The sequence below is a fragment of the Vibrio marisflavi CECT 7928 genome, from assembly GCF_921294215.1.
GTDB classification, from domain to species: domain Bacteria; phylum Pseudomonadota; class Gammaproteobacteria; order Enterobacterales; family Vibrionaceae; genus Vibrio; species Vibrio marisflavi.
Genome location: NZ_CAKLDM010000002.1, coordinates 84,022 through 96,141 on the forward strand (window position 1 = coordinate 84,022; position 12,120 = coordinate 96,141).

Sequence of the window (12,120 nt, forward strand, 5' to 3'; positions counted from 1 at the left end):
TGTATTTTCTTATTTATAAGTGGTGAAATAATTTAGGTCAATGGCATTATCCACTGTCAGGTCATCTTGACAGTTGTTATATATATAATTATGATGAAAGTTGGATTATCCCCCAGTAGCTCAGATAGTTAGAGCGCCTTCATTTACTTGAAGGAGGTCGTAGGCGCAATCCCTACCTGGGTAAAAGCATTTATTTAAGTGCTATTACCCAGTGGATTACGTATAGCCTTTGGTAGTGGCTGAATTTGAGCATCTGGTTTCCTCTGTATACTATTTCCATCGCAATTCTCAAATCTTTCGTTTACCCACCTCACATTATTAATGTTGTCATGAGGGTCAATTTCCATCCCATAGATATAGCGTTGTTCACCTTTAATTACACCATGAGCTTTGGCGCTTCCAACATTGAATAAACCTGCAAGCTGTATAGCACCTCCAGTTAGTGGATCTTCATTTGTCTCAATATAAGTGCTCAATGAAGAGTAAAATGAGCGGCTTAGCCCACTAATGTCGGAAGTACTGTACAGTTTTTGGTAATGGTTTTTATAGGAAGTAGCTCCAGACCCTAAAGACTCAACTAAACCTGTCTTTAAGGGAAGTGAAAGCTTTTCATAGCTCCAGTTTTGATTCTTTGGTTTATTTTTAGCCCACTTAATAACATAAGAGTGAAAGTTACGCGGACTTTCTCTTGTAGCATAAATGATCTTGAAACTATCTAATGCAAAAGCTACAGGGTATTTTCCAAAACTACGTTTGATCAAATTGTAAACAAGATCAAACCTTGATGTACTAGCTATAGTCTTTTCAAATACATCACAACTATCAATATAAGCCACGATCTGAGACATAACTTGTGAGCAGAACATAGCTTCCCCACAAAATCCTAGAATAAGAGCATGCTTACCAGAATAGTATATTTTTCTACCAGAGTCCCAATACGCCTGCTGACCCCAACTTAGCCGACTATCACTAGCAACATAAAGAGAAGCAGGGCCTCTTTGGTCATATGTAAGCCAGGAAATTAATGTTGTCATAGATTATTAAGCATTTGCTTCGCAATTGAGGAGAAATCTAACTTTTGTATATCTACACATGATACTTAACTTATTCTCACGTTTCTCGTCGCGTTACGTCATGATATAGAACACGTAGTGGTCATTTTCTATTTTTGGCCTTCAGTCTTATATTTCTTGTAAGCTTCTAGCAACTGTCCCAAGCCCACTGGACCAAATGTTTTCATCTTACGGATTTTTTCATCACTAGGGATACTTATGCTAGGGATAGGATCTAACCTGGATTCATTCCATTCTACAAATTCGAAAATAACAAGTATTGATTGCAAGTCTAAAGGTTCAGGGTCCCGTCGAGTATACGAAAATAGTAATTTTATATCCTCAGCAAAGTACTTTTTTGCAGGCCCTTGTTTATTGGGTAGCAGCAAATCGTGAAACTTTTGTCGCCAATATTCCTGATCTTCAATATGCAACATTTTATGGCTTTTGATAGGTATCTGATTTCCTAATTTTTCAGCTACTTTCAGCAGCCTTGCCGCAGTCAACCATCTCATTCTCTCATTTTTAGGTAAGCCGTCTTTGTTGGTTACATTTAGGGTGATATATGACTTTTCATAGTAAAGCTTCGACTCTTTTAGTAAGTCTTCTGAGTTTTGCCGAACTTGATTAGAAAGCCACACCATAATGGCAGTGCTTGCTCCAAGCAATACAGACACCGCACTATACTTTGCTAAATTGAGCCCCCATATGCCCTGAACATAAAACTCAATTGAGTACAGAAAAATAACCAACGCAAATAATACAATGGTGGCGGCTATTGATAACCGATACATGATAATCAACCACTGGGCTCCTTTTCATACCGATGCTTAGTAATTTCTCTCACCCAATGCTATCAAGTAGTCGTAGACAAATGACGAAATAGAATAAGTTAGCATTTTCATCGATGAGAAGAGTTATTTGATAACGTCTAGCGAACTCGAGTTACAACATCATTCATAGTGTAATGAACGAATTGTTTGCCAAGCTCAGTTAGTACATACGGCTTAGTATTTTCAAACGCTGACTCAGTTGTGCGTGAAGCTGAACTTTTGGGTTTGGGTTTACGCTTTAAAAATTGGCCGTCATGAGTCGTTTCACGAGCTTGTCTAATAACACCACCCGTACTCAAATCCCTGATTAATAGCTTGTAGAGATCTGCTTCAGCTGAATCTTCTCGAGGAAAGGCCCCGTTTATAACAGCCCATATATCATGGCGAGTAACACCTGGGTTCTTATAAATTTCACGAATTACAGCGAAATGCGATTCGTGATAACCAGCTAACCAGTCGATGAATAAACGTACTACATCGTCTGAACAAACTCGACAACCAGCCGAGTTACTAATTAGGTTTGCTATATACTTTCGCTTCTCATCAGTATCGGAAGAGTCCCATGTTCTAAAAGATTTCCTAACGATATCTAAGAACTCTTCACTTTGTAATCGCTCATCTACAATTTCACCTAGTCTTTCGAAACTGGCACCAATCTCATTGAGAGTCTTACCTAGAGATTGCATCTTACTCTCATGCTCTTCAAGCCAACGTGTTTGCAAGGAGTCTGTTTTTAAAGTGCCTTCTTCAGTTTTTATACTGGCTGCCGCGCTAATAAACCCTCCAACCCATGGAATACTACCGAGAGCCGCTAAACCAAACTTCTCAAGTGCACGTTTTTTTGTAGTCGGTGTGATTTTTGATAGCTCTTCTTTAATTTTTTCTACTTCGGATGAATTTTCATTTGTAATCAAATAGTTATTATCTTTCATTGAATTCTCCGAGAAGCCGTGATTTATGAGGTGATGAAGACTTATATTCTAAATCATATAATGCAGTTTCTTATATTCGATCTCAAAGTAAAATCAGGGATTTAGCTCCCAAGTCTAACCATTAGGTTGCAGTCGGTTAAAACGCTGAAAGAAATCGTAGGTTGGCCCACTTGCGCGCTTTCTACCGGGATAACTTCATCGAACGACTCTGGGATGAAACAACGTTAGAGTTTTGAGTTGGAGGCGGGGGAGGAATATATGCTTTATAACTGCTACATATTTGCTACACAGCATCCTAAAACGACGAAGGCCTGAGAAGCGGGGATGCTCTCAGGCCTTGCTGTATATGGTGGCCCCTCGCAGATTTGAACTGCGGACCAATCGATTATGAGTCCTGAATTGACTCTTCTCATATTCACTCATTTGTACTCAATTATTCTTATATATCATGGTCTTACTTCAATACTGTGCATATTGGTGATTCTCAGGTTTTCTTGTATAAGTACACCAAATGACATACTAACTGCACCCGTAACTACACCTCAAAATAGTGCGTGGCAGTGTTGATTTGAGTATTGGACAATGAGTTTATTAACCCAAAAAGAAATCACTGGCTTAAAGGCAAAAGACAAGGCGTATTATGTTTGGGAGCAGAATGGAGCTCGAGGAACGGGTAGCCTTGGGGTTAAGGTGAGCCCGAGTAAATCGAAAATTTTTTATTTTCGTTATTTCATAGATGGCCAAAGAAAGTTTATTGCCTTGGGGCCTTTTCCAAGTCTGAGCTTAGTTAATGCTAGAGAACTAGCCAAAAGTTATGGACTACAGGTAAAAAGCGGACTTGACCCTAGAGAAGAAATGGAGAGGGAGAGCCGAGCTCAAGAAAAAGCGCAGCGCGAACAGAGCCAAGTGGGCACTCTCGATCAGCTTTTTAAAGCCTATACCGCCCAAATGAAAAAAGAGGGTAAGCGGACTCACCAGCAAGTTTATGATGCGCTGGTTCGTAATGTCTTCCCTCTGATATCCAAAGACACCAAAGCCAAAGACGCAACCACTCATGACTTTAGAAATGTGTTAGCCGTTATGATTCGCCGCGGCGCAGTGACACAGTCGAATCGCGTTCGAAGCTATCTATTAGCGGCCTATAACTACGGCCTTTTTCATGATAACGACCCTGCTAATTTTATCGATGAAGCAAAATTTGGTATCACCTATAACCCAATAGCCGCCATCCCTAAACAAAAATACGCAGAACGAGTTGGAGAGCATTACCTAAGCCATTCGGAAATACACCAGCTTTTTCATGATTTAGACCACGTGTTTGACCGTTTTAGGATGGGGCACTCGATGCGAAATCTTATCATGTTGTGTTTTTATACTGGTGGTCAGCGCCCTTATGAAATTATCTCAAGTCGCTGGGGTGCCATTGACTGGGAGCAAAAAACCTTTTTGATAACGGCTGATTTATCCAAAAATAAGAAACCTCATTTAGTGCCATTAACTGATACCGCACTGATGATTTTGCAGCGCCAACAAGCACAATCACCAGCCAGCGAATTTATTTTTCCTCATCGTTTTAGCGATAGGCCGATGAGAACTGACTCGCTGTCTCAAAGCATTACGCGCTATCGTGAAGCTACTCCACTCATTCGGCCCTTCGTTGCTCGTGACATTCGCAGAACATGTAAAACCTTAATGGGGGAATTGGGTATCAGTAAAGAACTAAGAGACAGACTGCAAAACCATGCGCTTAATGATGTGAGTTCAAAGCACTATGACCGCTATGAATACCTGCCAGAGAAGCGAAGGGCACTTGAGGCGTGGGAGCAAAAGTTAAATGAAATCGAATCAGACAACGTTATTATGATGAGGAAATTGTAATGTTTAATTTGACCCCAGAACAGGCTATGGATGAGTGTCTTGCTTCACAAGGGATTCCCGAAGAAGCGAGGGCAAATACTGTTGCTCGTCTTATTAAGTTCTTAGCAGAAACAGAGAAAGAGCAAACATCGACAGTCCATAAAGAAAAAATTCAAAAGGTGATTCAGAAAATCATATCTTTAGAAAGAGCTTTGCGCAGCTTACCAGAGAAAGTCGCCAACGCTATTTGGATCCCCTATTACCAAATGGTCATTCCTCAAGATTTTTGGTTTTCTTCTATAGAACATACAAAACTCGATTCAAAGGGAAGTGTCGATAACGAAGAAGCAAAGGGGCTCGACTTGAGCGCTTACGATTTCTTTATGCCACTTTCTCACTTGTTGGCAGTATGCCGAAAGGCATTAAAAGATAAATTACCATCAAAAGACAGCATACGTTATCAAGCACTGGCGAAAAGTCTTGAATGTCTTGGCCACTCCCATGGCTTTAAAGTGAATAAAAAACTGATTATCGACTTTATTGCTGCTGCAACTGGTAAAGACCCGGACACGATTAAAAAGCAGCTGTCTCGCCTCAAGATAAAGCGCACAGTTTGCGCCAAAAAAGCGTATTGGTAGTGCTAGTGACCTAGCCCATTTTCAGGGGACATTTTTGCTTGAAAAAAGAAAAAATGGTCCCTTACTTTATCAAGACTTTTTGGGAACATTTAAGCCTTCATTAATTAAAGAAGGAATTTTGAATGATGAAAAAGCCACAACATACAAACTTTGATCGAGTGATGACACTTGATGAGGCTGCTCTGGTGATGAGACGATCCAAAAAGACATTGTGGCGACTATGGGCTAAAGAAAAGGCATTTCCTAAGCCAATCCTTATTAAAGGAAGAGCAATAGGATGGCGTGAAAGTACCATAAACAAATTTTTAGATACTGGAGAAGTTGAGAGTTAAGTTTGATGTGGGGCTACTGTTGTTGCAGTAGCCTCATTTTTTCATTAATGAGTGTGTTGTGGGCAGCTTTTCTGGTGGAATGCTAAAGGTATGTGGTTTTTGGGAGTGCTCTTTTCGTCGTTGTTTTACCTAAGATGTTTAGTTGATTCTGATTGAGAGCAACATGAACGCGGCCTATAACAAAGCTAAAAATGCCCCAAAATCGTTTAGAGTAAATCCCCTTCTTTTTTCGAATAAGTTTGCTTGCCCTACAAAAAGTTATCCGAACTGTAGTTAATAGCCCATCTTTACTATAAAATTTCATGCATAAGACTTAGATAACCGAGTGTTCTATGGTAAATTTTCGCTATAAATGTCAGTAATTGTAGATAGTTAGTGCAACGGAGATAGCTAGGTTATGGTCAATCAAAATGCAGAACAAATCGCACGTGATAACATTGATGAAATGTTAAGAGCTGCCGGGTGGGCAGTTCAAGACAAAGGCAAACTCAATTTTAGTGAGGGTATCGGTCAAGCTATTCGCGAGTATCAGACTGATGTAGGTCCAGCCGATTATGTTCTGTTTGTTGATAAGAGAGCTGTTGGTGTTATTGAAGCCAAACGAGAAGAAGCTGGTGAAAAGATAACGACAGTTGAAACGCAAACTGAAGGCTATGCAAATGCTAAATTGAAGTGGGTTAACAATAGTGAACCATTACCATTTCTTTATGAGAGTACTGGTGTTATTACTCGTTTTACAGATGGCCGTGATCCTAAACCAAGATCTCGTGAAGTCTTCAACTTTCACCGACCAGAGACCTTATTGGAATGGGTTGAACAAGGCAATTCGTTACGTGCTCGCTTACAAGATATCCCACCATTAAACCCAAGCAACCTGCCTGCTAAAGAGCTTGGATTACGTGATTGTCAGGAAGTAGCAATCACTAACCTTGAAGATTCATTGAAGAAAAATAGACCTCGTGCTTTGATTCAAATGGCTACTGGTGCAGGTAAGACGTACACGGCCATCACCTCGATGTATCGCATCTTAAAGCATGCAAAAGGCAAACGTATCTTATTCCTTGTGGATACTAAAAACTTGGGTGAGCAAGCCGAACATGAAATGCTGAATTTCACGCCTAGTGATGATACCCGTAAGTTCACAGAGCTTCATGTTGTTCAGCGCTTGAAATCGAAGTACGTCCCTAAAGATGCTGAAGTATGTATCAGTACAATCCAACGTATGTACTCAATTCTCAAAGATGAAGAGTTAGATGAAGCCCTTGAAGAACAAAACCCAGCAGAGCAGCTCACTAAACCTAAAGAGCCTGTGCCTGTGGCATATAACCCTAAAGTGCCAATTGAGCATTTTGACTTCATCTTTATCGATGAGTGTCACCGTTCAATCTACAACCTTTGGCAACAAGTATTAGATTACTTTGATGGATTCCTTATCGGTCTGACAGCTACTCCTGATAATCGAACATTTGGTTTCTTTAAACAAAATGTGGTTAGTGATTATGACCATGAAAAAGCAGTGGCTGATGGTGTAAACGTGGGTAACGAAGTCTTCACGATCCAAACCAAAATCACTAAAGAGGGGGAGAAGTTACGAGCCAAACAGCAAGTTGAGCATCGTGAACGTGTTACGAGGAAGAAGCGCTGGGAACAGCAAGATGAAGACGAAGCATATACAGCGAAGCAGTTAGATAAGGATATTGTCAACCCAAGTCAGATACGAACTGTGCTAACTACTTTCAGGGATAGTTTGCCGCAAATCTTCCCTAACCGTGAAGAAGTGCCGAAGACACTTATCTTTGCCAAGACGGATAGCCATGCAGATGACATCATTCAGATGGTTCGTGAAGTCTTTGATGAAGGCAATGACTTCTGTAAGAAGATCACGTATCGAGTGAAGAAAGATAAAACAGATTCAGAAGGAAACGTAGTTGAGAAAGGTGAAGATCCTAAGTCTGTGCTTTCTCAATTCCGAATGGGTTACAACCCTAGGATCGCTGTTACTGTGGATATGATTGCAACTGGTACAGATGTTAAGCCTCTTGAGTGTCTTGTATTCATGCGTGATGTGAAGAGTCGTAACTATTTCGAACAAATGAAAGGGCGCGGTACGCGAACTCTTGATTTAGATGAATTGAAGAAAGTGACACCATCAGCAACTACGGCGAAGACGCACTATGTAATTGTTGATGCGATTGGTGTTACTAAGTCTCTGAAAACTGCAAGCCAACCACTCATTACAAAACCATCAGTCCCATTAAAAGATCTAGCAATGGGAATTATGATGGGTGCTAGTGACACTGACTCAGTTAGCTCGTTAGCAGGTCGATTAGCTCGCTTGAATAAGCAATTGGATTCCCAAGAACATAAGCGCATCGAAGCCTTAACAGATGGTGTACCTATCACTCAGATTGTTAAAGGGCTTTTTGATGCTATTGATGGCGACAAAGTTGAAGAAAGAGCACGTATCATTGCAGGCCAGCATGGTGATATGGATCCTGGAGAAGAAAATAGATCGAAAGCGCAAGCTGAAATGGTTAGTCAGGTAGCGAACGTTTTCAATGGAGAATTGATTGAGCTAATTGATACGATCCGCAGAGAAAAAGACCAGAAAATTGACCATGAAAATTTGGATGAAGTGCTGGTTGCAGATTGGGAGAAGGCATCAGAGGAACAAGCAAAAGAACTTGCTGTTGAGTTTGGTGAGTTCCTAGAAGCTAACAAAGATGAAATAACAGCGTTAGAGATTTTCTATGATCAGCCTCATCGTCGTAGAGAAATTACGTATAGCATGATTAAAGAAGTGCTAGAGAAGTTGAAGTCAGATAAGCCCAAACTGGCTCCTTTGAACGTTTGGCAAGCATATGAACAACTTGATGATGTAAAAAGTAGCAAACCAATCGGTGAATTGACTGCTCTGGTCGCTTTGATTCGTCGTGTGGTAGGGATTGATGATAAAATCTCGAACTTTGATGAAACGGTTAGCAAAAACTTCCAGCGTTGGGTAATGAAACGCCACTCTGGAAGTAATCCGAAGTTTACAAATGAGCAGATGGATTGGTTGCGTATGATTCGAGATCACTTCACTGCATCGTTCCATTTTGAAATTGATGACTTAGATAGCACACCGTTTGATGGTGAGGGTGGTCTTGGAATGATGTATGAGCTCTTCGGTGACGAAATGAACAATATTATTGATGAATTGAATAGTGAGTTAGTGGCTTGATGGAAAACTTATCGAAAGAAAGCCTTCCTTTGGGTTGGGAGTTGCAACTATACAAAGATGTCGTTGAAACTATCAGCACAAATGGGAAAAAAGTAAATCAAAAGCAGTATGAGACCTCAGGGACGTACCCCATATTTGATCAAGGACAAAGCTACTGTTCAGGTTACTTGAGTGATGAAGATAAAGTTATCAATGCTAAATTTCCAGTTTTGGTTTTTGGTGATCACACAAGGGCAGTGAAATACGTCAAAGAACCTTTTGTTGCAGGTGCAGATGGGGTTAAGGTTCTTGAACCTAATGGGAAAATTATTCCAGAACTCCTTCTTTACTTTACTCAATATTTAGCAGTTGCAATCAAAGACAAAGGATACGCTAGACATTATCAATGGGTGGCTAAAGAACAAATTGGTATTCCGCCACTACAAGAGCAAAGACGTATTGTTGAGAAAATTGAAGAGCTATTCTCAGAGTTAGATTCAGGCATCAAGAGCCTAACTAAAGCAAAGCAACAGCTATCTGTTTATCGACAAGCTCTTCTTAAACAAGCCTTTGAAGGAAAGCTAACCGCTCAGTGGCGTGAAGATAATCCAGATAAATTAGAGTCGCCAGGTGATACTCTTGAAAGGTTAAAACGTGAGCGTGACAAACGTTATCAACAGAAACTTGATGAGTGGGAAGTAACTGTAAATCAATGGAAACAAGATAGCTCACAAGGAAAGAAACCATCTAAACCACGAAAACCTAAAGCGGTCACTCAGTTTAATGTTGATTTACCAGATTTCTGTCAGGAACTACCTGATAGCTGGTTCTGGGATAAATTAGGGCATATGACTCTGGCTGTAGAGTACGGAACGTCAGCAAAGTCTTCTGAGAGTGGGAGAGTTCCTGTACTTCGAATGGGAAATATTCAGAACACGAAGTTCGATTGGGGCGATCTTGTATTTACTTCTGATGAAGATGAGATATCAAAGTACACACTAAATAACGGGGACGTTCTGTTTAATCGAACTAATAGCCCTGAGTTAGTCGGCAAAACTGCAAAATATAATGGTGAACGTGAAGCATTGTTTGCTGGTTATCTTATTCGCGTCAACCAATTTGATAATTTTGTAAATAGTGATTATTTGAATTTATTTTTGAACTCATACGTTAGTAAACGATATGGTAATACAGTTAAAACTGACGGAGTGAATCAGTCGAACATTAATGGAGAAAAGCTATCAAACTATCCATTCCCATATTGTTCATTGGCAGAACAAGAACAAGTGGTTCAGATTCTTGAAGAAAAAATATCCAAGATTGAGCGAAGCGAATCAGAGATTAGTATGAATCTCAAAAAAGCGGAGCTCCTTCGTCAGTCGATTCTTAAAAAGGCATTCTCTGGCAAGCTTGTTTCTCAAGATTCAGAAGATGAGCCAGCAAATGAATTGCTAAAGAAAATAGCAATAGAAAAAGAAGAGCTGGTTGAGGAAGCGGAAAAAGCTACTGTACGTAAGAAAAAACCGACTGCTAAGAAGACAGTAAAATCATAATTAATGTTGATTGCTGAGGCAGTTAACAAGAAAAGAACAAGTGAAAAGAAAATGAACACACAAAGTATTATTTCTAAGGTTTGGAGTTTTTGTACAACGTTGCGTGATGACGGTGTTGGCTATGGTGACTACCTAACTCAGATAACATACCTCATCTTCCTCAAAATGGCAGATGAATACAGTAAGCCACCATACAACCGTGATGTTGGTGTACCAGAAGAATACAACTGGAAGAGTATTAAGTCAGAATCGGGGGCAGCGCTAGAAGTTCAGTATGTATCTGTTCTACGTGAACTTGGCAAGCAAAAAGGTATGCTGGGTCAAATCTTTACTAAAGCACAAAACCAGATTCAAGATCCTGCGAAACTAAAACGTCTTATCGATATGATTGACGGTGAGAAGTGGGTAATGCTTGGCGCAGATGTTAAGGGTAACATCTATGAAGGTTTGCTTGAGCGAAACGCTGAAGATACTAAGTCTGGTGCAGGTCAATACTTTACTCCTCGTGCATTAATTTCAACGATGGTTAAGTGTATGAAGCCTCAGCCAAAGCAAACTATTGCTGACCCTGCTTGTGGTACAGGTGGTTTCTTCTTATCGGCTTATGATTACCTAACAGATAAAAACAATTATAAATTAGACAAAGAAGATAAGGCTTTTTTGAAGAATGAGACTTTCTTCGGAAATGAGATTGTTGCGAACACTCGTCGCCTATGTCTGATGAACATGTTCTTACACAACATCGGTGAGATTGATGGTGAAAGCCTAGTAAGTGGTGATGACGCATTGATTGCTCAACCATCGAAAACGGTAGATATGGTTCTTGCCAACCCTCCATTTGGTAAGAAGAGTAGCATGACATTCACCAATAAAGAGGGTGAACAGGAGACTGATGATCTTACATATAATCGTCAAGACTTCTGGGCTACGACATCGAACAAACAGGTTAACTTCGTTCAGCATATCCGTAGTATGTTGAAAACGACAGGTCGAGCGGCAGTTGTACTTCCAGATAACGTATTGTTCGAAGGTGGAGCTGGTGAAACAGTACGTAAGAAGCTAATGGAAAGTACCGAGCTTCATACAATCTTGCGCCTTCCGACTGGTATATTCTATGCCAACGGTGTGAAAGCAAACGTTTTATTCTTCGATAACAAACCTGCTCAGAAGGATGCTTGGACTAAAGATATTTGGATTTACGACTACCGTACTAACGTCCATCATACCTTGAAGAAAAAGCCAATGACGATGGATCATCTAGAAGACTTCGTTAAGTGCTACAACCCTGATAATCGTCATGATCGTACCGAAACGTGGAATGAAGATACTAATCCAGATGGCCGCTGGCGCAAATACTCTCGTGAAGATGTACTAGCTCGCGATAAAACCAGTTTGGATATTTTCTGGTTAAAAGATAAGTCACTAACAGATCTTGAAAATCTACCGGTGCCAGATGAGCTAGCTGAAGAAATCATTGAGAATATGGAAGCAGGTTTAGACAGTTTCCGTCAGGTACTAGCAGCGCTAAAATAGTAGTTGAATACAAATAACAGCATTCAGCTTGGGAAGTTGAATGCTGTTGCTACAGACTACCAATACCTACACAGCTTATCCGTGATCTACACTCGCGAAATTAGATACTTCACTAAGCGACTTTCCCATACCTAAATTTATCCGCATTTTCCTAATTTAAGTGATTACTCTAAACGATTTCTGTCCAG

At 40.3% G+C, this 12,120-nt stretch carries 9 protein-coding genes; 6 read left to right on the top strand and 3 right to left on the bottom strand.

Annotated elements, in window-relative coordinates; genetic code table 11:
* Nucleotides 1–194: 194 nt before the first annotated feature.
* The 3 genes from L7A31_RS07175 to L7A31_RS07185 form a co-directional block, all read right to left on the bottom strand.
* A complete protein-coding gene (locus tag L7A31_RS07175; RefSeq protein ID WP_237360841.1) occupies nucleotides 195–1,034 on the bottom strand; it encodes a hypothetical protein in 840 nt (279 codons plus the stop codon).
* A 128-nt stretch (nucleotides 1,035–1,162) separates the two neighbouring features.
* Complete coding sequence (locus tag L7A31_RS07180) at nucleotides 1,163–1,846, bottom strand: hypothetical protein (RefSeq protein ID WP_237360842.1); 684 nt, start codon at nucleotides 1,844–1,846, stop codon at nucleotides 1,163–1,165.
* Nucleotides 1,847–1,983: 137 nt separating this feature from the next.
* A complete protein-coding gene (locus tag L7A31_RS07185) occupies nucleotides 1,984–2,817 on the bottom strand; it encodes a hypothetical protein (protein ID WP_237360843.1) in 834 nt (277 codons plus the stop codon).
* Between the two features lie 582 nt (nucleotides 2,818–3,399).
* Here L7A31_RS07185 and L7A31_RS07190 point away from each other — a divergent pair.
* From L7A31_RS07190 to L7A31_RS07215, 6 genes are all read left to right on the top strand, one after another.
* A complete protein-coding gene (locus L7A31_RS07190) occupies nucleotides 3,400–4,695 on the top strand; it encodes a tyrosine-type recombinase/integrase (RefSeq protein ID WP_237360844.1) in 1,296 nt (431 codons plus the stop codon).
* Nucleotides 4,695–5,312, top strand: a complete 618-nt coding sequence (locus tag L7A31_RS07195) for a hypothetical protein (RefSeq protein ID WP_237360845.1) — start codon at nucleotides 4,695–4,697, stop codon at nucleotides 5,310–5,312. The genes L7A31_RS07190 and L7A31_RS07195 overlap by 1 nt, the downstream gene beginning before the upstream one ends.
* A gap of 122 nt (nucleotides 5,313–5,434) precedes the next feature.
* Nucleotides 5,435–5,644: a helix-turn-helix transcriptional regulator gene (locus tag L7A31_RS07200; protein WP_237360846.1), complete on the top strand. Its 210-nt coding sequence runs from the start codon at nucleotides 5,435–5,437 to the stop codon at nucleotides 5,642–5,644.
* Between the two features lie 397 nt (nucleotides 5,645–6,041).
* On the top strand, nucleotides 6,042–8,867 hold the full coding sequence (locus tag L7A31_RS07205; protein WP_237360847.1) for a type I restriction endonuclease subunit R: 2,826 nt from the start codon (nucleotides 6,042–6,044) through the stop codon (nucleotides 8,865–8,867).
* Nucleotides 8,867–10,399, top strand: coding sequence for a restriction endonuclease subunit S (locus tag L7A31_RS07210; RefSeq protein WP_237360848.1), 1,533 nt, complete (start codon nucleotides 8,867–8,869; stop codon nucleotides 10,397–10,399). Before L7A31_RS07205 ends, L7A31_RS07210 begins: the two co-directional genes overlap by 1 nt.
* A 51-nt stretch (nucleotides 10,400–10,450) precedes the next feature.
* Nucleotides 10,451–11,932, top strand: coding sequence for a class I SAM-dependent DNA methyltransferase (locus L7A31_RS07215; RefSeq protein WP_237360849.1), 1,482 nt, complete (start codon nucleotides 10,451–10,453; stop codon nucleotides 11,930–11,932).
* Nucleotides 11,933–12,120 lie beyond the last annotated feature (188 nt).